Consider the following 21,345-nt stretch of genomic DNA (forward strand, 5'->3'; position numbering starts at 1 on the left):
GTAGTTACCTGCCAATCCAAGCTTGTTGTGTTATTCTTCCCAAGTGATCATTTTGGATTTTACATCTCTGGAGTTGCCCCCTACCATAATCTGGAATTCTCCTGGTTCCCAAATATGCTCAATTTCGTTGTTGTAAAACTTGAGGTCTTCGGTTGTTAGTTCAAAAGTAACCGTTTTGGTTTCTCCGGCTGCAAGCTGGATTTTTTCGAAGCCTTTCAACTCTTTAACCGGTCTGGTGATGGAAGCCACCATGTCACGAATATAAAGCTGGACCACCTCTGCGCCATCATACTCGCCACTATTGGTCACATCAATAGTGATTTCCAAGGTTTCATTACCTTGAAGGGAGGTTTTGCTCAGATTGATGTCCCCGTATTCAAATGTAGTGTAGCTAAGTCCAAAGCCGAATGGATAAAGTGGCTCATTGCTTACATCCAAATAATTGGAGCGGAATTTCTGAAACCATTCACCTTCTCCCAAAGGCCTGCCGGTATTTTTGTGGTTATAATAAATGGGCACTTGACCTACATTTTGTGGGAAAGTTGCGGTAAGTTTTCCAGAAGGATTCACATCTCCAAACAAGGCGTCCGAGATGGCATCGCCAGCCTCACTTCCTGCAAACCAAACGTTCAGGATGGCAGGAACATTTTCTTCTTCCCATTTGATAGCAAGTGGTCTACCTGTAAACAACACCATTACTACTGGTTTTCCGGTGCCCTTAAGGGCTTTGAGCAGCTCTCTTTGGTTTTTTTGCAGCTCAATGTTAGTCATACTGGATGCCTCACCGCTCATTTCGGCAGATTCTCCCATAGCAGCGATGATCACATCAGCGTCTTTGGAGATTTCTAGAGCTTCAGCTATCAAGTTCTCGTCAGGCCTTGGATCTCTTTCGGTATCTTTGCCAAATATGCTGATTCTGGATTCCAACAGGGAGTCCACGGCCACATTGGCTCCTCTTGCGGTCACAATTTCGGCCTGGTCACCCAAAGCGTTTTTCAAACCGTCAAGCAAGGAAACTGATTCATCGTGTCTTCCTGCTACACTCCAGGTTCCTGTCATGTTTTTGCGGTTGTTGGCCATTGGGCCCACCAAGGCGATTTTCCCTTCTTTTTTCAAAGGAAGTAGATTGTCTTCGTTTTTAAGCAAAACAAATGTTTGCGATGCCAACTCTCTGGAGATCTGTCTTTTTTCTGGGGTAAACACCTCGGATTTGGCTCTCTCAGGATCGCTGTATCGATAAGGGTCGTCAAATAATCCCAGTCTAAACTTGGCGATTAGGATCAATCGGGCAGCGTTGTCAATTTGCTCTTGGGTAACTTTTCCCTCTTCAAGTGATTTTTCCAAAGTAGTCAGGAAGCCTTCACCCACCATATCCATTTCAACTCCGGCATTGAGGGCCATCGCCGACACAGTCTGGAGGTCTCCCATGCCATGATCGATCATCTCATTGATGGCTGTATAATCGGTCACGACGAAGCCATCAAAGCCCCATTGGTTTCTTAACACCTCTGTCATGAGCCATTTGTTGCCACTTGCAGGAATACCGTCCACATCATTGAAGGCGGTCATTACCGAACCCACACCAGCTTCAATGGCTGCTTTATAAGGTGGGAAATACTCGTTGTACATCTTTTGGCGGCTCATATCCACAGAGTGATAATCTCTTCCTGCCTCGGGAGCTCCATATAGGGCAAAATGTTTAACTGTTGCCATGATGGTCTGGGGGTCGGATAGGTCATCGCCTTGATAGCCTTTGACCATGGCCTTGGCAATCTTGGACCCCAAGTACGGATCCTCGCCGCTGCCTTCCGAAACCCTGCCCCAACGTGGGTCGCGGGAGATGTCGGTCATAGGGGAAAATGTCCAGCTGATTCCATCCGCACTTGCCTCCTCTGCGGCAATCCGTGCTGTTTTTTCGATCAAACCCATATCCCAGCTACTTGAAATACCCAATGGGATTGGGAAAACTGTCTCATATCCGTGGATAACATCCATTCCAAAAAGCAATGGAATCTTCAGGCGGCTTTCTTCCATGGCGACCCGCTGCACATCCCTGATCTTTTCGGCACCCTTCAGGTTAAAAAGACCACCAACTTTCCCATCCTTGATTTTTTCGGCAATGTTGGCACTTTCAGCCTGTCCGGTGGTGATGTCCCCCGCAGCTGGAAGATTGATTTGCCCGATTTTCTCCTCAAGGGTCATCAGGGCCAGCACAGAATCAGCCTTTCGTGTGTATTCATCCTGAGCTTGCGCCGTCCCCAAGGCTACCCCCAGGGATAGCACTCCAAGGAACAGTTTTTTGTTCATTTTCATGTTAATAGATTTAATAGGTATATTAAAAATGCATACATAAAGATAATTAGTTTACCTCAATTATTTCTGTTCTTTCGGACACTCCATTCTCATTGAAGGCCTCGATGGTGAAATAATACTTTTGGTCGACTGTGAGGCTTTTCATCAACAACTCATCGTCTTCATAGATCAACCAAGAATTATAAAGCTTGTCCGGTGCTATACCCCAAAGGATATTGTAACCTTGCGCGCCATCTTTTTTGTCCCAAGTGATCATCGCGTCCCTACGGTCGTCTTGTCTCTCCACCTGAAACGACTCAACTCTTGATGGGGCTTGCCCCTCTCCAAGTCCAAATACCCTCAAGCCGGATATGGCCAGGTGGGGGGTAGGGACGTGAATGTTTTTGTAACGAATATACCTCACCTTTTCAGGCTCGGCCAACTCCACATAATCGTTTGGGACATCCCTAAAGCTATTTTTACGATCTACCAGGGTTTTCCAAGAATTGGCATCCTCTGATCCCTCTATTTCATATCGGTGGAATAGTCCTGGGATTCTGCCATACATATCAGACTCATGGTCATGAAAGTTGGCCTGAATGGCGTGGACGGTTGAAGGGCTTTTCAGGTCTATCTCCACCCATTGCTGATCGTCGGCATTTTCTGCCAACCAAAAAGTCTTTACTTCCTCATCCACAAGTTTGCAGGCATCGTGGTCATCCACCTGGCTGGAGGATTTCGTGGGCTTTTTGTAAGAAAGCAACATCCAGCCTGCAAATTCCCCTTTTTTGCCCGGTGTGGCTGGTGCAAAATGGGGGTAATCCCCGAAGTAATTATCCATGTACATCAAGCCGTCTTCGTCAAAAAACGTCGGAGACATGCTAACCCTACGTTCCCAGCCCACAGTCACGGCCACAGCCATGCTGGCAAAATGCCAATATGCCCCGCCGGGACCCACTACCGTACTGCCGTGACCGGCCCCGTTCATAAATCCACCAGGTTTATAGGAAACCGGATTGTTTGGGGCGTACTCATAGGGACCTAATGGGGAGTCAGCCACATAAACACCATCTCCATACACATTAAATTCAGTGCCTGGAGCGGCATATTGCATGTAGTATTTGCCATCATGCTTGGTCAGCCACGGCCCCTCGATATAGCCGCCAAGCTCCGTGTCAGAATGGTTTTCCCCAAATCTTTCCCAGCCGTGCTTTTCCTCATTTAGGTTAAATAATTCGTATGTCTCTTCTGAAGGGCGAAAGCGGAGATTCTTGTCAAGCGTTTTTGCGCGAATGGGATATTTATTGGAGGACCCCCAAAACACATAGGCTTGGTCGTCATCGTCAATAAAGATGTGGGGATCTTGCAGACTATTTATAATGCCAGGAACAGCCTTCCAATCACCTTTTTTAGGGTTGTCTGTATACAGTACACTCATATGTCCAGAGGGATTGCCTGCCACATATAAAACGGAATCTTTATAGTTATGGGCCGTGGGTGCGTTTGAGCCTTCAAAATACCACTTCTCAGGTTCAATGAATGTCCAGTTCTGCAAATCGGTTGAATGCCAATAACCCATCGAGCGGGTCACAAACATGTAGTATTCGCCTCTAAACTCCACTACGGCGGGGTCGGCCCCTGACCGGTAGGACATGTCTTTATGCGCATTGTAAATCATATAGGTGTAATCCAGGTTGACCGGATTACAATACGTGGCCATGTGCGTAGACTGGGCTTGGGAAATTCCAAAGCTTAGCAGCACAAGCAAAAGACTACAGATACCTTTTGATTTTAAAGTAGGTGATAGGTTAATCATGTTATTTTAAATTTATTTGCTAATAGTGGTCACCGGTGGTCCTCAGGTACCTCATATTTATCCTGAAGGGCCCTGAGTTCCTGGGTCATTTTATCAGTTATCTCCTCTGTCCCATGTAAGCCATAAATGTTATTCATTTCGGTAGGGTCTTTTTCCAGGTCAAACAATTCCCATTTATCCTCCTCATAGAAATAAATAAGTTTATGTCGTTCATCGCGAACACCGTAATGCTTTCTCACGCTATGAAAGCCGGGGAACTCATAATAATGATAGTAGAGCGTCTGGCGCCAATCCTCAGGAGTGGAGTTTTCAAGTAGCGGCCTGAAGGATTCCCCCTGCATGTCATCGGGAATCTGCAAGCCTACATAATCAAGGAATGTAGGGGCAAAATCTATATTCTGCGTCAAATTGCTGACTTGTAGGCCTTCTCCAATGTAACCGGGATAGCGGATCATCAGAGGCATCAACATTGACTCTTCGTACATGAAGCGCTTGTCAAACCAACCATGCTCGCCCAAATAGAAACCCTGATCAGAAGTGTACACCACCAAGGTATTTTCCGAGAGTCCATTTTCATCCAAATAATCCAATATCTCACCCACGCTTTCATCCACAGACTTGATCACGGCAAGATAATCCTGCATGTACCGTTGGAATTTCCATTTGGCAATTGCAACTGAATCGGCTGGGTCCAGCTCAAAATAGCTTTCGTTCTTTTTGTGGTAGGCCTTCCAGAAGGTTTCTTTTTCCTCATCCGTCATCCTGCCCATAAAAACATGTGGCCAAGGGTCATAGCGGAGACTATCCACCCCTTTTTCAGTGCTCAACTTTAAGTCATGCCCCTCGAACATGTCCCTATAAATGTTCATTTCCTGCTGAGAAGCGGCATACCTTCCCTCGTAATCATCAAAATAATTGTCTGGCATGGGAAATTCAGTGTCATCATATAAGTGATAATGCCTTTCTGCAGGCACCCAATTTCGGTGGGGCGCCTTGTGGTGCATCATGAGGTAAAATGGCTTTTCTGGATCCCGCTTATCAAGCAAATCCTTGGTCATGTCTGTAATCAAGTCGGTCACATAACCGAATTTTTGGGTAGTGTCTTGTTTAGTGATAAAATCGGGATTGTTGTATTCCCCTTGGTCATGCAATATTTCCCAATGGTCAAAACCGGTAGGCTCTGATACCAGGTGCCACTTGCCAATTATGGCCGTCTGGTACCCGTTCTTTCCCAAAATTTTGGGCAAAGTTTGTTGGGTGCCATCAAAGCCAATGTTGGTATTTCTCATAAAACCATTTTTATGGCTATGCTTTCCGGTCAAAACGGTGGCTCGGCTGGGTCCACAGATAGAATTCCCGCAAAAGTTGGAAGTAAACAGTGCTCCCGAGGAGGCAATACGGTCGATGTTAGGAGTGGGGGCAAGTTGGGAAAGTGGGTGCCCATAAGCACTGATCGCCTGCAGGGCATGGTCATCGGTCATGATGAAGAGGATGTTGGGTTTAGATTCCACCACTTTTTCATCCATGCTACAGGATGAAAAGCCCAGTGCAAACCAAAGCATCAGCAATATGAAGGAATAGCCTCGAGTCATTTCAGTATTCATTTGTCTTTAATAATTAAACTGGAGCTTGTTCAGCCCATTTCGGACTTCATTATTCTGCATGAAAAGGTCCCATAGCAAACCCGTCCTGTGATTCTCAATCATCAGCAATATCGGCCCCTGGTCAATAGCCAAATAAGAATCCGCATACCACTCTTCTGTAGGGTTAAAGGCATCATGAAACCCATATTCTCCCCAAAGCCTGTCACCCAGGGTATAGTAGAAGAATTTAAGAGCTTCCATGGATTCCTCTGGTGTATAGGGGAATGAGGATAGCGCGGCAGTTGGGGTGATTACCCCAAGGTCATTTCGGGGGGAATGTGCCGAATATCCCAAATGGTTATCACTGGCAGTCAGACCCCAGCTGTTTTCTCCATATCCCACAAATCCTGAAGGATTGTCAATGCAATAAGCTCTATTAATCAAGGTGTGGTTGACACTTTGTTCCCAATAGTTGGCGTATTGGTCCTGAAGATTTCGTGGGTCAAGACCTAGAAAGCTGTAATGGGAAAAGAACATGGGGCCACCATAATCTTCACCAAGCGGAAGAGGGATATCATAGAATGCCCCACCGTTCACCATGTTTCCGCTTCTGGCCCAGCCGTTGTCATACACACTTTTTTCTATGCTGTGGGTAGGGGAGGCAGCAGCAAGCACATAGGTGATCAGGCATTCGTTATAACCTTGAATAGGCAGGTTCATCGCCCATTGTTGATCGGGCGAGTAGTGCCAAAACAGGACGTCCTGACCACCTCGGGTGTACCAGTCCCATTCGACTTCCCGCCAGAGTTGGGTGATTTTTTCACTTATTGCCCGCTCTCTCGGCTGACTTTCATCTAAATAGGCCTGCACGGTAAGGAGGCCTTGGATCATAAATGCCGTTTCAACCAAATCTCCGCCGTTATCAGAGGTGCTGAAAGGAATGACCGATCCATCATTTCCATTAAGCCAATGGGGCCAAACGCCGTAAAATCTGTCGGCGGCACCAAGAAAATCTACAATTTTCTCCCAGCGCTCCACCGCTTCATTTCTGGTGATAAAGTTTCTTTCTACGCCAACTATTATAGCCATCACGCCAAAACCTGAGCCTCCGATTGTCACCAGGTTGCCGGAAGTGTTTCGCTCACGGGCTAACCCGCTGTTTTCATGGGCAAAATCCCAGAAATAGCGGAAGGTGTGTTCCTGCACTTTGGTCAATAATTCCTCATCCGGAATAAGCGGAAACTTCCGCGTTTCATCCACTTGGGTGAAAAATGTTCTGGATGTGCCAGCAAAGCTTTCGCCCTCCGCGCCTTGTAGGGCTTCACTTACTGAAATTTCATACCTTGCAAGGTATTCCAAACTTCCAGTGGAAGTAATGATTACTTTGGTGTCATTTTCCTCGAAGGCAAAGTTCAAGTCAGGTCCAGAACTTGATGAAAGCCGAACTGCTTGCTGGATGGATTCACGGTTGATAGGGTGGGAAAAATTCAATGTGAATTGAGGTTCCAAGGGTACATTTACAATCCTACCAGACCGCAATTCTTCAGAATTTTCAATGGTGAAACTTTGTAAAGTAAGGTCGCCAATTTGAGTTTTGAAACTCACATTCGTGGCAGAAAAAGCATTTCCTCCTGCCCCTTTGAGCTGATCGGTAATTTGGATACGGTAAACGGTGTTATTTCTTAAAGCCCCTGAGGGATAAATGATAACAGTCCTGTTTTGATTTACAAGATTGGTGTTGATGTTAATAGGGTCTTCAGTGCCAACTAAGGCAATGCCTGCTGAAATTGAAGCTGGATCCAAGGGTTGGGAAAAATCCAGGGTGATCGGGCGATCTAGTGGTAAGTTTTCGGAAATCGGTTCTGACAGACTGATTTCGTCATCCCCTACGCTTGCATTCAAAAGTTGCAATGCTGCAATGTCAGGTTCGATCTGATTGCAGGCAATGATTAATAAAAGTAGGAAATAAGGTAGGTAGGTTTTCATCTTCAAAAGGGAAAAGTAAGGGCCTGCTTTTCGGCAAGCCCTTATCATTTTCAATTATTAGGAAATCTATTAAGGCATCTCAGCCGCCATGATGGCTTGGATTTCTGCCTGGTTCAGGTATCTGCTGAACAATCTCAGTTCGTCAAACAAACTGGCATCACCCAAGTGACCCCACTCGGTAAATCGCGGCGCACCCGATCCCACCGTCATGATATCACTGCCTGTCCAATCTATACCTGGGAAGTCGCCTTGGCTGACTACCTCGCCATTGATGTAAACAGCCGCTTGGGATTGGGAGATAGTAATGGCCACGTGAACCCATTCGTTGGCGCTTGGATCCACATCAGCAGCCTCACCGCCGTCAAACCAGTTGTCAGCTTCACCGTTACCTACGTTCAGTTTGATTCTCTGCATTGGTCCAGCAGCCTCTCTGAATAGCCTGAATCCACCGGTTCTGTTATTCTGATTGTCAGGATTGTCTTCATCCGGAGGAGCGATGGTCAATAATCCCGCTCTATCTGGGTCACCGTTTACATGGTACCAGAAGACTGCGGAGAATTCATCCTGCAGCAATCCATCAGTGGGATATACCAGGTGGGCGTTTGCAGCACCTCTATAGGCCCTGTTCATGATGCCATCCCCAAATCCAGGGTTGCCGGTTACTTCAGGGGTTTGGGTAGATACCAAGTCCATAAAATCCCCGTCAAAAGGAGCATAGAAAGTCTCTCCCTCGTAAACTGGAGTATATGGCTCGATTTTCTCGAAATTGACCGTCTCAGTTGTAGTTTTTCCCGAAAGGTCAGTCGCTGTAATGGTCAGCTCATGAGCGCCATTGCCCAATTCCTCATAGCGGTGTGTTTTGATCACCCTTCTGAAATCCAAAAAATCAGAATACGTGGCAATCTCACTGCCGTTGAGCTCCAATCGAATCGTTTCAACCTCAATGTCATCTGTTACTTCAAATGAAATATCCAGAGGGGTCACATCCTCCGTAACCCGGATTTGAGTGCCTTCAGTGGGGAAATTGATAACTACTTCTGGTGGCTCGGTGTCCTCGCCCGGTGACACGGGCACTATATCATCGATATAGCTTTCGTCGCAGCCTGCCAGTAGCCAAACCAGGGCAAGTGTCCAAATTTTATACTTTTTCATAACCAAATATTTTAAATATTATTAATTAGCCCCGATTTGAGGCAAAATGGTAGTCTGCTCCAATGGATAGGGAAGGAATCTATGATTGGCAATATTGAAGTTTCTGCCCCCAAAACTGAGTTCGTTTTCAATGCCATATCGCATCAAATCATAAAACCTGATGCCTAGCTCCATACCGAATTCAGCGTATTTCTCATTGAGCACATCCTCAAGTGCCACACCGGCCAAGGGCTCCAAACCTGCGCGTGCCCTCACTGTATTGACAGCTTCATCTGCTGACAATGGACCAGCAGCGCCACCGTTCACCACTGCTTCGGCATGCATAAGCAGAATTTCTGCATAACGGATCGCGGTAAAGTTATTATTGGTACCATAACCAAACCGGCCCTCAGTCAGCTGGGTGGAAGGCAAATAGTGCTTTCCGCTCAGGAAATTGTACCTAGGGTGGTTGTTAAACTGATCCCCATCTGGCGTGATATTGGAAACCCAGTCGGGAAGGTTTTCGTAACCTGGCTCAGACTGAACCTCTGCGATGCCGTCAGGAGTAAACAATACCGTGGTTACCAACCTGGTCTGCTCACCGCGGTCAAGCATGAATCGCACATACTTGGCTGTAGGGGCGTAGAATCCCCAGCCGTTGGAGGCACCCGCTACCGCAGGGGTCCATGAGGCAGGACCATAAGTTTCAAATGGGTACTGCGTCAAGGTACCTGTGCTGGTTCCGAAATCTGAGTATTGGAATTCCAGAACATTTTCACGATTGAGTTTGCCAGGAACTTTGAAGAGCTGGTAGTAATCAGCTTCCAGTGCATAATTTCCGCTGCTAATAATCTCCCCGGTAGCTTCTGTTACTGCCGCCCAGTTATTCAGTTCTAGATTGGCCATAGCTTTCACCGCCAAGGCAGCCCCACGGGTGATTCCGCCCCTTACATCGGAGCGCTCACTTGGGTGAACATTTGGAAGGGCAGGCAATGCCTCATCCATCAAAGCGGATACGTACTGCATTACTTCCTCAAAGGTGGACACTTCCACGTTGTAAAGCTCTGCTGGTTGGGAAGATGTAGGAATAAGGATGCTTCCCCACAACTTGGCCAACTGGATCAGTTCAAGTCCCTGCATTACCTTGATTTCAGCTATATACTGTTCTGCATTTGCAGCATTGGCTCCGGCTTCCTGATAAAGTCTGATCTCTTCCATAGCTCCATGCCAATAGATTAGATCAGAGTAAAGATTGAGCCAAACAGAATTGTACATCCAGAAATTTCTGTCATATCTGAATAGGTCCGTTTCGGTTAAAGGGACTTGGTCACCTGCTGCAGTGACATCATCTCCTCTGACTCCAATGAGCGTGTGGGTTTCCCATTGGGATCTATATAATTCACCATATGCCCCATAGAGCATTTGGATCATGTTACTGGATTGGGAGTAATCCGTTTCATCAGCAATGATGGCATTTTCCAATGGCTCATCTAGTAGTCCGGTACACGAGGTAGGTATTGCCGTTACCGTAAATACCGCTAAGACCGCCGCGCCTATATTTTTATAAATTGATTTTTTCATGACTTTCTTCGCTTTTAATTAAAAGGTAACATTCAGACCCACTGTGTAAATAGCCGGGATAGGATAAACCTGTCTGTCTATACCATCTGCTACTTCAGGGTTAAAACCATTATAATTGAAAACCGTCAATGGTCTTTCTGCAGTAAAAGTCACACGCGTTCTAGGCATGTTGGCCCCAAAGATGGTTCTGTCGGTGATGTTGTAGGCCAGTTGCACGTTCTGGATTCTGAAGAAAGAACCGTCTTCAATGAAATAACTGCTCATATTTTGGTTCCAGCCTCTTCTCAAACCGGATGCTGATGGATACCTGTCTGAAGTGCCTTCACCTCTCCATAGGTTGTTGATCAGCTCCGCATCAAGGTTGGTATCATTGGTAAAGATCAACTCACCACGCTTACGGTTGAGTATGCTGTGTCCCATTTGACTTTGAAGTAAAGAGGAGAACTCAAAATTGCCATATCTGAATCCGGCATTGATACCCCATGTCAGGGTAGGCAGGAATGAACCCAACACCATTCTGTCTTCATCATTGATAACGCCGTCCCCGTTCACATCCCTAAAGATCAGGTCGCCCGGTTGCAGGTTGTTGTCGTTAATGAAATCTTGTGTATACCCACTGTTGTTGATTTGCTCCTGGTTTTGGAAGACACCATCTACCTGATAGCCATAGAAAGCCAAATAGGGAGAGCCTACAATGGATCGCTGTCTAAATTCTGCAGATCCCGCATCTAGAAACTCTGGGCCACCAAGGTCTCTCACCGTATTTTTAAGAGTAGATAAGTTACCGCCTATCCAATAGGAGAAATTGTCAGTAATTCTATCTTCCCAGTTTAGGGCAAGTTCCAAACCTTGGTTTCTGATTTCACCCACACTTCTTCTTTCAGTAGCCCTGAAAACAGGTGGGATGATGGAAACGGCCAGGTTTCTGGTGTCCCTGATGTAATAATCAGCTTCCAGTGAAAGTCTCTCTCTAAAGAATCTGGCACTGATACCGAAGTTTTGCTCAACAGTTGTTTCCCATCTGTCGATGAGGTCAAACGTTGGATTTAGTCTTCGGCCGATGATTAATACATCATCAATGGCCAAGTTATTTTCCTGAATGGTAGGACGACCAACTGCTGGGTTGATGGCATCATTACCCAACTGTCCCCAAGAAGCTCTGAATTTCAAGAAATCAATTCCGGAAACATTGAAGAAGTTTTCCTCAGACAAAACCCAACCTGCGCCGATGGTTGCAAAATTACCCCACTTGCGTTGGAATTTGTTGTTGCCATCTCTACGGATGGTACCATACAATAGGTATCGGTCATCATAGTTGTAGCTGACTCTTGCAAAATAGGACTGGAAAAACAGCCTTTCTCCGCTATCACCAATATTGTTTAGATCATAATTGGTGGCATTTGCCAGATACCAGAAATGCTGGTTATTGAAGTTAGGATTTGGATTCAAGCCTTCCCCTCTGGCAAAAAGACTTTCGAAAGTCTCACTCCTAAATGATTGTCCCAGCACAGCGGTAAACCTATGCTGCCCGAAATTCTCGTTATAGGTCAAGAAATTATCAAGAATCTGGTCGAATCGGGTAAAACTGTTTCTAGTAAGGCCTGACTGAAACTCAGTAACTCCATCATTTCTGGCAAAATTCACCGCTCTGGTATTGATCTGCTCAATATTATAGTTATAAGCCGAACGGAAAGAGAGTTTTTCCGGAATCAACTGGATGTCACCATAAAAATTACCGGTGATGGTTCCAATGTTGTTTCTGCTATCTCCAAAAAGGATACTATTGTAGGGGTTTTGAGGAGAACGGTAACCCAATTGCTGCGCGTTTGCCAATGGACGTGGTACAGGAGAGGCCGCAGTATTCAAATCATCGTAGACAGGTAAAATGGGAACTGCATTGTAAGCTGTGAACCAAGCTCCGTCATCTGCATTGTGGCGGCGTGCGGTACTTACATTCAAATTGGCACCCACAGTAAGCCAATCCTTTACATCTGTGTCAAATTTGGCTCTGAAGTTCAATCTGGTGTAGTCATTTCTTCTGTCGTTCATCAGACCGTTTTGCTCAAAGTAGCTACCCCCTATTGAGTATCGGGTTTTGTCAGTTCCCCCGTTGAATGTCAAGGAATGGTTTTGAATGCTGGCCGGGCTCATGATTTCTGAATACCAATCCGTGTTCACATTTGGCAAGCTGGGATCAATTCTGCTTCTTCCAAAACGCTGGATGGCATTGTTCAAAAAGCTGATATCCGCTGCACTTCCCGTTTCCTGCACATAGCCTGCATATTGCTGGGCATTGGCCATTTGCAGAACATTTTGCGGGTTTTGAATACCTACATAACCATCGTAAACGATTTCCGGATCACGACCGTAGTTGCCTGATTTGGTTTCAATTAGTATCACCCCGTTTGCAGCCCTAACACCATAAATGGCCGCCGCAGAAGCATCCTTCAATACCGACATGGTTTCGATATCATTGGGGTTCAAAAAGTCGATGTTGTCCATAAACATACCATCCACCACATATAATGGGGCTGCACCGCCTTCAAAGGAACCAACACCTCTCACCCTTACGGTAGGGGATTGGCCAGGTGCACCGCTACTGACAATCTGCACACCGGAAACCCGGCCCTGAAGAGACTGCATGGCGTTGGTGGAGGGGGTTTTGACGATATCTTCGGCTTTAACCCTTGCTATAGCGGATGTTCTGTCCTGCTCTCTCTGGGTGCCGTACCCGATCACGACCACCTCATCCAGGGCCGTTTCATCTTCTTCCATGTTCACGTCGATGACATTAGAAGTGCCGACTACCCTGCGTTGAGGTTCAAATCCGATAAAGGAAAAAACCAATACCTGACCTTCTTCCGCTTCGATGCTGTAATTACCATCGATATCCGTTACCGTACCACGGGTGGTGCCTTCCACCGTGATAGTTACCCCGGGGAGGGGCTCTCCAAGATTGTCCACCACGGTCCCCGTAATGGTAATGGGGTCTTGGGCCTCAATGCTGACCGCCATGGCGTCTTTTTCATAATCCATACTCCCAAGCTTGGCTGAGTTTGCCCCAAAAGCCACGTTAATGGCTATCAACTGAAGGGCAAAACCGCATGAAGAGTACTTCAACCACATTAATAGATTTTGTTTCATAGTATTTTATTTACTAATAGTTGATTGATATAAAAATTCGGGTACTTCTTCCCACGATTCTGACTACGACCCGAAAGTGCGGTATTTGGGAAAGGTTTAGGAACTGTTTAATTTGCTAATCATTTTCTTTTGGGTTTTGCTGTTTGGTTTTATAATAACATCTTTCGATTCACTTTAATCCTGATTTTCACAGGTTAATTGCCAGTTGATGAGGCTTTATATTTATCTTCAAATTCAAACCCCAGCTTCTTCAATCCTTCCTGAATTTCAGGTGCTGCCATGAACAGGTTCCAACCTAATCCCGATCGGTGGTTTTCAATCATGGCCACAATGGGGCCCTGGTCGATGGCCAAATATCTCTGCGGGTACCAGTTTTCCTCAGGGCTGAAGGCATCGTAAAAGCCATATCGTCCAAATACTTTTTCACCATAGTTGTAATACATGTTTTTAATCACCTCCATGGATTCTTCTGGAGTGTAAGGGTAGCTTGAAAGGGCAGCGGTCGGGGTGATCACGCCTAGGTCACTGCCCGGTTTGTGGGCCGAATAGCCATTCACGGAATAGCTGGCGGTAAGTCCCCATAGGTCTTCTCCATAGCCTTTGAAACCTTCAGGGTTTTCTACACACCATGCGCGGTTGATTAAGGTATGGTTTCTATTGTGCTTCCAGTAATCAGCATATTTGTCCTTCAGGCCTTTTGGATTCAATCCTATATATGAATAGTGAGCCCAAAACAAGGGTCCGCCCATTTCCTCGGCACCGTTATGCTTCAATTCCAGTTTGTAGCCAAATGGCTCCTGCTGCGTTTTGATGCCTCCATCCCTTGCCCAGCCCTTATGGTAAGCATCAGCTGAAACTGAATGGGTAGGGGAGGATGCCGCCAATACGTAGGTGATCAAGGTTTCATCATATCCAAGAAGCGGGAAATTCATGTCCCAGCCATAATTTGGCGACCAATGCCAGAATAACACATCCTGTCCTCCTTGCGTATGCCAGTCCCACTCCATTTCTTCCCAAAGCTGGTCGATCTTGGAAGCCAACTGCTTGTCCTGAATCTGGCCTTCATTTTTGTAATATTCTCTTACTGCCAAAAGCCCCTGCATCAAAAAGGCTGATTCAACCAAATCTCCGCCATCATCTTTTTGCCCAAAGGGTTTCACCTCCCCGGTTTCTCCATTCAGCCAATGTGGCCATATGCCGTGAAACCTGTCCGCTTTGGCCAAGAAATCCACAATTCTTTCAAACCTTTCTCGGCCCTGGTCCTTGGTTATCCAGCCTCTTTCGATCCCTGCCAAAAGAGCGAAAAGCCCGAACCCAGATCCTCCCGTGGTGATAATGTGGGCATCATCCTGGGGATATTCCCCATCGATGTGGATACGCTCCCTTGCCAAACCGGAGTTAGGCTCGGCACCTTCCCAGAAGTATCGGAAAGTATAATAGGACACCATTTCTAATAATTCCTCATCGGAAAAGTCCTTTGTTTTCACTTCTTTGGTGCCTATTGTCTCGGCTTGTTCTCCGGTGGTAAAGGCTTCCACCTTGTAATGAAGGGAAAGATTGTTGCCCAAGTCATTGACAAAATCCATATAAAGGGTATCCTCGATTGTGGCTCTTTCTGAGAAACTTTCACCGTCAGAACTTACCAGAATTCTGTATTGTACAGCGTTGGGATGCTTGGGCCATTGCAATTCCACGTGCCTATCATACCCAGTGGCAAGCACGGGGCTATTATCGCTGTTCTCCTCGCAGGTGAAAGCCAGGCAGGGGATTAATAGAAATAAGAGTAGGTTAAGGGAATAGGGGTACTTCATAGGTTACTGTTGTTTTGATTTGGAAAATAACCAGGGCATGAGCTCTGGTATTTCAAAGGTGGGATCCCAAGCATTGTGGTTGGCATCCGGAAATTCTGTGTAGGTGACATCAGCATCCAATTCCTGGAGCTTCTTATAAATTCTTTGGCTCAGTACTACCGGCACCACATCGTCCTGGGCACCATGGGTAATCCAAATGCTGGTATTGTCCGCATAATTTTCGGCCAGTTCCAGATTTCCGCCTCCACAAATAGCGATGGCTGCTGCATATTTTTCAGGATATCTTCCTAGGGTTTCAAATGTCCCGAATCCTCCCATGGACAAGCCCATGATATAGACCCTATCACTGTCCACGTTTTCCTTTTCCATCAGTTCATCCACCAGTTCATTCACCAAGCTGAGTTGCTCGGAGGGTTTTGAGATAGATTGGTCAAAATCGGGGTCCCCTTGGCCAAAAAGTTCATCACGGATGCTGATATCAATCCAGTATTTATCATCTGGGCATTGAGGGAAAACTACTATGGCAGGATGGTTTTTTCGGTTGTCCTCATTAAGAAACAAATCAGCGCCATGGGTAAGCTGCTTTTCATTATCATTCCCTCTTTCTCCAGCCCCATGTAAAAATACAACCAGAGGATATGCCTGAGACCCATCATAGCCTTCGGGGAGAAGAATGCGGTATCTCAGGCTGTCATTTGCTTGGTTGGTATAGACTTTTCTTTCAAACATTTCCTTAGACTGACCTTGAATTTGAAAAACTACCAGCAGGTAAAGCGCTAGCATGCTGACCATTTTTGTTGCCTTTCTATTCATATATGTAAAATTAAAGGTTCAGCTAATTGCCGGAGGCCACTGCAGCTCATCACTACAGGGCCAACATGGGGCAATTAGTCAGGTTAGGTTTGATAGGTAATATCTTGTAATCTGAATATATTGTTTGGTTTCCTCGATTCTGATTTCAATCGTTTGCGTAGAATATTAATCCAGTTCAAAATTTAGGCGAAACACAAGAGAAGACATGAAAAAATCTGATTTAACTCAATAAAATGACTAGTTTTTGGGGATAAAATGACCTCCATTTTTCACTGTTTAATATCAGTGAAGAATCGCTATAATGTATATTTAAGAAGGGTTTTTAAAATATTTTCCTATTTGAGTACTAAGCTCGGGGAGGGTCCTGAAATAATTTAAAAAAATCAGTTTTTGGCAATTTGGGGCTGTCCATTTTTAGCCACGTCTTGGTCAATGATAATGTCTTTCCAGTCCGCTTTTTCCGATGAACTGGCCGCTATCATTAATTTTACTTTTTTGCGGAAATTCCAAATAGTATTCTTTCTGACAACTAAAAGGTCAGAGAGCTGCTCTAAGGTCCAGTTCTGTCCCGAAATAATGGTGTATGCTATGAAGAAGGCCTTTTCCAAAGGAAACCTTACCCCATGAAAAGCGGTGCCAGCCGTGACGCTTTCAATATAGCCGCATTTGCTACATCTGCGGGTGAAAATTTTGGGGCCGTTAGAGCACTTATGGTTGCCGCAACTCTTACAGCTGAAGCTTTTGCCCCATTTCAATTCTTCCAGATAACGAAAGCATGCAGAGCTGTCTGGGAAAATATTGGAGAACTCCTCATATGTTAGCGTGTCATTGTCCAAGCGAGCCTGAAATGACTGTTTGATGCTGCTTTTAAGTTTCCAATTATCCCTGTCCAGAAGTGAATTTATGCGCTTGATCTCCTCATCTTTTTCTATAAGCTGGGAGTTGAATGACTCCAGCAATAGGTTTTTGGATTCAAGTTCCTTGGTGCGCTCCTGTACTTTCTGTTCTAGTTCGCGGTTTACCTTTTCTTTGAGGGCATAATTGGACTTCATCTGCTCCAAAGACCTTCTAAGGGCCAAGTCCTTGTTCTTCTTCAAAATCCGGATGCGATCCCCGAGGGCAAAGGTTAGAAGCAACATTTCTCCCAAAAACGCCAAGTGCAAGCTGTAATACACCAGCGTATAATGTTGAATCACGGCTGCATTGGAAAGGACCTTAATAGCCATTCCGATAAATAATATCCCGTAAGCCACCACAAAAAACCTGGCGACTTTGTAGCCTTTAGACCAGATATAAATACTGCTGAAAAATATCAGAAAAAAAGGAATCACATCGTAATACCGGATCTCAAACCATTTCGGGTCCCAAAACAGTCCCATCATGAATAAAACCGTTTTCAGGCCTAGCACCGTCAATAGTGCTTTATGAAGTACACTTGCCCTGGCTTTGGTGTTGAGAAATCTTATTGAAAACAGGGTGGCCCATACCACAATGGAATAGCTGAAAATCCCATTGGCGATCTGATTCCAGGAAGGGGCATTGGGCCAGAGGTATTGGAAGGCGATACCATCCACACACATGGCATAAATCCCCACGCTGATAAGGTAAAAGGTATAATACAAGTATTTAACTTCCCTTACAGCAAAATACACCAGCATGTTATAAAGGGCGATGATAATGATCATGCCGTAAAAAAGCCCGTAAATGAAGTACTCATTTAGCGCATAATAGATGAAGCGATTTAAGGATCGAACAGCTATTCTTATATCGGCCTTTTGAGAACTTTCGATTTTGATGTAATAGTGATCGATTCCGGCAGCGGTATTATCTATGATGAGTTCAAAATTTTTGTGCACAAAATCCCGGTCATGGAAAGGCAGGCCGTCACCCATTCTTACCAATTGGTAATTGCCGTTATTATCAGGCTTGTATACCTCGATAAGGTCAATCGTCTGATCATAAAACTCCATGATCCATTTTTTAGAACTATTAGGCGTCTTCTCAATGGAGAGCTTTACCCAATAGGTGCTGGAAGTCTCATAGTCGCTTTTGGAAACCCCAGGTCTGATTTTGAACTTGTCCTGAAATCTGGATGTCTTCACATCTTTCAAGGTGAGGCTTCCTGTGGTGTCTTTGAAATAGGGAAGTTTCTCAATGGAAAATATCCGTTCCTCCAGATTGTCGTCGATTTTGAGCAAAGTATTTTCTGTGGGCTTTTGGGCATAGCCCATTAAGCACATTAAGGATAGTGCACAGATTAGGATACGTTGCATCAATCTACTCATGGGTGGCTAGGTAGGATTTTTCAAAGTTAAAAATGATAAACAGAAAACCCTATATTTGAGTAGTAATTTGAAATTGATATCCAATATGATGAAGATTATAGATCCAAAAAACGTATCAACAGGTGAGTTTCACAGTTATATGCTAGGTGCAATTGCTCCAAGGCCCATTGCTTTTGCAAGCACGGTGGACAAAGAGGGCAATGTTAACCTTAGTCCATTCAGTTTTTTCAATGTTTTTGGTTCAAATCCCCCTGTTCTGGTGTTTAGCCCTGCCAGAAGAGTGCGAGATAATACTACCAAGCACACCTTGGAGAATGTGCATGAGGTAGCCGAGGTGGTGATCAATATTGTAAATTACAAAATGGTGGAGCAGATGTCTTTGGCTTCTACTGAGTACGATAAAGGTGTTAATGAGTTTACGAAGGCTGGTTTTACCGAAGTGAAATCAGAAATGGTCAAACCCCCAAGAGTAGGGGAGGCACCTGTCGCATTTGAATGTAAGGTTCTGCAGGTCTTGCCCGTAGGCGAGGGTGGAGGCGCTGCAAATCTGGTGATCTGTGAGATCCTGCTTGCCCATATAGATGAAAATATTTTGGATGCCAATGGGAAAATTGACCCCTTCAAGTTGGATCCCGTGGCCAGAATGGGGGGAAATTGGTATTGCCGGGCAAGCGGAGAATCGCTTTTTGAGATTCCAAAACCGCTCCGCACAAAAGGTATAGGAGTGGACCAAATCCCGCAGGAGATCCGAGACAGTGTGGTCTTAACAGGGAATAACTTGGGGCGCCTTGGAAATGTCGAAAAGCTACCAAGTGATGAAGAAGTGGATGCCTATGCCCACAAGCCTGAAATCCAGGAAATCCGCACCCGCTTCCAAAACGACCAAGAAAGCTATCGATTCCACCTCCATCAACTCGCCCAAGAATACATCCTGCAAGGAGATGTGGAAGGAGCCTGGAAGGTTCTATTACAGCATTAAAAGGACAAAAAAATGGCTACCTCAATCTTGAAGTAGCCATTTTTTTATCTCCCGTCTTCGGTCTTCAGTCTCCGGTCTTCCGTCTTCGGTCTTCATTCTTCTACCTAATCTCAATATCAAAAGGCAATCTTACCATCAGTCCATCGTACTTCTTGATTCGCTCTAGCTGTTGATAAAGAAAATATTGATCGCTTCCCAGTTTGAACTTCATGTATCTGCTCTGTACGTCCCTGGAAAACTCACTCAAAAACCTTTCGATAAATGTTTTTTGCTCTGGGTAATATAGCACTCTATAATCATCCGCTACCCCAGCTTTTTCAGCAGCGATTCTCACCGCATCATCCAATCCTCCGAGGATGTCCACCAAGCCGTTTTCCTTAGCCTGCAGTCCACTCCAAACCCGACCTGAGGCAACTTCCATTACCTGTTCTTTAGTCATATTTCTGCCGTCAGCCACTCTTTGGAGAAAGGTGTCATAGCCGTCTTCTACTTGGTTTTGCACAATTTGCTTTTCAGCTGGGCTGATTGAGCGTGTTGGGTTCATGAAGTCAGAGTATTCACCAGTGCCCACCTCATCGGTGGTGATGCCCAATTTGTTGTTTAATAAGCCTTGCATGTTAAACCACAAACCAAAAATCCCGATCGAACCCGTGATGGTGTTGGGCTGGGCTACGATGGTGTCGGCAGGAGCGGAAATATAATATCCTCCAGATGCGGCAAGCTCCGACATGGAAGCAATTACAGGCTTTTCTTTTTTGGCCTCGGCCATCTCCCTCCAGATCACCTCAGAAGCCAATACAGAGCCTCCAGGACTATTGACTCTCAAAACAATGGCTTTGATGTCCTTGTCTTTTCTGGCTTTTCTCAGTTCATTTGCAAATTTGCGGCTGCCAATAGCCCCTTCACTATCACCAGATACAATTTCACCTTCAGCCACGATCACGGCAATTCGGTTTTTGGAAGACCTGTTTTTAGTTTCCGCCGTTTTATTTATGTTGGTGACATTCACCGTGCGGATGTCTTCGTCTTCCTTCATTCCAAGCTTTTCCCTTAACAAGTCACCGACTTGATCGCTGTACCAAAGCCCATCCACAAGCTTAAGATCCAAGGCGTCTTGGTTTTTGCGGACAAGCATCTGATCATTGATCTCTTTCAGCCTGGCTAATTCAATGTTTCTGTTTGCTGATATTTTCTGAAGGGCAAAATCATTGAGGTCGTTTAAAAATACAGCCGTCTGAAGCCTATTCTCCTCACTCATTTTCTCCAGCATGAAAGGCTCTACTGCACTTTTGAATTCACCTACTCTGAAAATTACAGGCTCCACCTCAAGCTTTTTGAAAAGGTTGGTGAAAAATATAGAGGTGGAGGAAAGTCCGTTAAATTCCAAGGCTCCCATGGGATTGAGGTAAACCTCATCAGCTACCGAAGAAAGAAAGTAACCTCCTTCGGTAAATAATTCGCCATACGAAACGATAAACTTTCCAGATTCCTTAAAGGCCTCCAATTCATCGCGTAATTCCAACAGTAAGGCTGGTCCTCCTCCGAGCATTACGCCCGTCTGAAGGTAGATGCCTTTGATATTTTCGTTATCTTTGGCCGTTCTGATAGCCGTCTTAAGTTCGTTTAATCCTACTGAGGGTACTGAAGAGAAAGGCCCGATGGAAGGAATCGCCAATGGGTCTTCCAGCGCCCTTTCCACTAGAAGCTTGTTTTCAAGGTTGATGTGGAGAAGGGTGTTGTCTTTGATGTTTACTTTATCTTCGGAGGAAGCCACAATGCCGATGAAGCCTATGAAGATAAAGAAGGCGATAACCGTGAATAGGAGCAATCCTACAATGGTAGCCAAGACATTACTTAAAAATCGCATAAGAGAACTGATTATTAATAGAATAGTCGAAATTAATTCTTTTTTTGTGAATTCCTG

The 21,345-nt window shown here is 45.3% G+C and carries 12 protein-coding genes; 1 reads left to right on the top strand and 11 read right to left on the bottom strand.

Features of this window, described 5'->3' with window-relative positions; genetic code table 11:
- Positions 1-30: 30 nt before the first annotated feature.
- The 10 genes from bglX to KI659_RS02660 all read right to left on the bottom strand — a co-directional run bounded on the left by bglX (position 31) and on the right by KI659_RS02660 (position 18,442).
- Positions 31-2,313: a beta-glucosidase BglX gene (gene bglX / locus KI659_RS02615; protein ID WP_262898482.1), complete on the bottom strand. Its 2,283-nt coding sequence runs from the start codon at positions 2,311-2,313 to the stop codon at positions 31-33.
- Between the two features lie 46 nt (positions 2,314-2,359).
- Positions 2,360-4,108 carry a family 43 glycosylhydrolase gene (locus KI659_RS02620; protein WP_213943776.1) on the bottom strand — a complete coding sequence of 583 codons (1,749 nt, stop codon included), beginning with the start codon at positions 4,106-4,108 and terminating at the stop codon, positions 2,360-2,362.
- 29 nt (positions 4,109-4,137) lie between these two features.
- Entirely contained in the window at positions 4,138-5,712 is a 1,575-nt protein-coding gene (locus KI659_RS02625; RefSeq protein WP_213943777.1) for a sulfatase family protein, read from the bottom strand.
- Positions 5,713-5,718: 6 nt separating this feature from the next.
- Positions 5,719-7,677, bottom strand: a complete 1,959-nt coding sequence (locus tag KI659_RS02630; RefSeq protein ID WP_213943778.1) for a glucoamylase family protein — start codon at positions 7,675-7,677, stop codon at positions 5,719-5,721.
- 69 nt (positions 7,678-7,746) lie between these two features.
- Positions 7,747-8,829, bottom strand: coding sequence for a LamG domain-containing protein (locus KI659_RS02635; RefSeq protein WP_213943779.1), 1,083 nt, complete (start codon positions 8,827-8,829; stop codon positions 7,747-7,749).
- A gap of 21 nt (positions 8,830-8,850) precedes the next feature.
- Complete coding sequence (locus KI659_RS02640) at positions 8,851-10,389, bottom strand: RagB/SusD family nutrient uptake outer membrane protein (RefSeq protein WP_213943780.1); 1,539 nt, start codon at positions 10,387-10,389, stop codon at positions 8,851-8,853.
- Positions 10,390-10,407: 18 nt separating this feature from the next.
- Positions 10,408-13,533 carry a SusC/RagA family TonB-linked outer membrane protein gene (locus KI659_RS02645; RefSeq protein WP_317195908.1) on the bottom strand — a complete coding sequence of 1,042 codons (3,126 nt, stop codon included), beginning with the start codon at positions 13,531-13,533 and terminating at the stop codon, positions 10,408-10,410.
- A gap of 194 nt (positions 13,534-13,727) precedes the next feature.
- Positions 13,728-15,344 (bottom strand): glucoamylase family protein, encoded by a 1,617-nt coding sequence (locus KI659_RS02650; protein ID WP_213943781.1) that lies wholly within the window; start codon positions 15,342-15,344, stop codon positions 13,728-13,730.
- A 3-nt stretch (positions 15,345-15,347) separates the two neighbouring features.
- Positions 15,348-16,157: a carboxylesterase family protein gene (locus tag KI659_RS02655; RefSeq protein ID WP_246535264.1), complete on the bottom strand. Its 810-nt coding sequence runs from the start codon at positions 16,155-16,157 to the stop codon at positions 15,348-15,350.
- A gap of 383 nt (positions 16,158-16,540) precedes the next feature.
- A complete protein-coding gene (locus KI659_RS02660) occupies positions 16,541-18,442 on the bottom strand; it encodes a 7TM diverse intracellular signaling domain-containing protein (RefSeq protein ID WP_213943782.1) in 1,902 nt (633 codons plus the stop codon).
- A gap of 88 nt (positions 18,443-18,530) precedes the next feature.
- Between KI659_RS02660 and KI659_RS02665 the strand changes: the two genes are divergently transcribed.
- Complete coding sequence (locus tag KI659_RS02665) at positions 18,531-19,421, top strand: flavin reductase family protein (RefSeq protein ID WP_213944188.1); 891 nt, start codon at positions 18,531-18,533, stop codon at positions 19,419-19,421.
- 100 nt (positions 19,422-19,521) lie between these two features.
- Here KI659_RS02665 and sppA read toward each other — a convergent pair whose 3' ends face one another.
- Positions 19,522-21,288, bottom strand: a complete 1,767-nt coding sequence (sppA, locus tag KI659_RS02670) for a signal peptide peptidase SppA (RefSeq protein ID WP_213943783.1) — start codon at positions 21,286-21,288, stop codon at positions 19,522-19,524.
- Between the last annotated feature and the right edge of the window lie 57 nt (positions 21,289-21,345).

It is taken from the genome of Litoribacter ruber, assembly GCF_018449405.1.
Classification (GTDB): Bacteria; Bacteroidota; Bacteroidia; order Cytophagales; family Cyclobacteriaceae; genus Litoribacter; species Litoribacter ruber.

What these genes read in the sequence shown, in the direction of transcription:
- bglX (WP_262898482.1), bottom strand. Translation starts at nt 2,313, where the DNA reads ATGAAAATGAACAAAAAACTGTTCCTTGGAGTGCTATCCCTGGGGGTA.
- KI659_RS02620 (WP_213943776.1), bottom strand. Translation starts at nt 4,108, where the DNA reads ATGATTAACCTATCACCTACTTTAAAATCAAAAGGTATCTGTAGTCTT.
- KI659_RS02625 (WP_213943777.1), bottom strand. Translation starts at nt 5,712, where the DNA reads ATGAATACTGAAATGACTCGAGGCTATTCCTTCATATTGCTGATGCTT.
- KI659_RS02630 (WP_213943778.1), bottom strand. Translation starts at nt 7,677, where the DNA reads ATGAAAACCTACCTACCTTATTTCCTACTTTTATTAATCATTGCCTGC.
- KI659_RS02635 (WP_213943779.1), bottom strand. Translation starts at nt 8,829, where the DNA reads ATGAAAAAGTATAAAATTTGGACACTTGCCCTGGTTTGGCTACTGGCA.
- KI659_RS02640 (WP_213943780.1), bottom strand. Translation starts at nt 10,389, where the DNA reads ATGAAAAAATCAATTTATAAAAATATAGGCGCGGCGGTCTTAGCGGTA.
- KI659_RS02645 (WP_317195908.1), bottom strand. Translation starts at nt 13,533, where the DNA reads ATGAAACAAAATCTATTAATGTGGTTGAAGTACTCTTCATGCGGTTTT.
- KI659_RS02650 (WP_213943781.1), bottom strand. Translation starts at nt 15,344, where the DNA reads ATGAAGTACCCCTATTCCCTTAACCTACTCTTATTTCTATTAATCCCC.
- KI659_RS02655 (WP_246535264.1), bottom strand. Translation starts at nt 16,157, where the DNA reads ATGAATAGAAAGGCAACAAAAATGGTCAGCATGCTAGCGCTTTACCTG.
- KI659_RS02660 (WP_213943782.1), bottom strand. Translation starts at nt 18,442, where the DNA reads ATGAGTAGATTGATGCAACGTATCCTAATCTGTGCACTATCCTTAATG.
- KI659_RS02665 (WP_213944188.1), top strand. Translation starts at nt 18,531, where the DNA reads ATGAAGATTATAGATCCAAAAAACGTATCAACAGGTGAGTTTCACAGT.
- sppA (WP_213943783.1), bottom strand. Translation starts at nt 21,288, where the DNA reads ATGCGATTTTTAAGTAATGTCTTGGCTACCATTGTAGGATTGCTCCTA.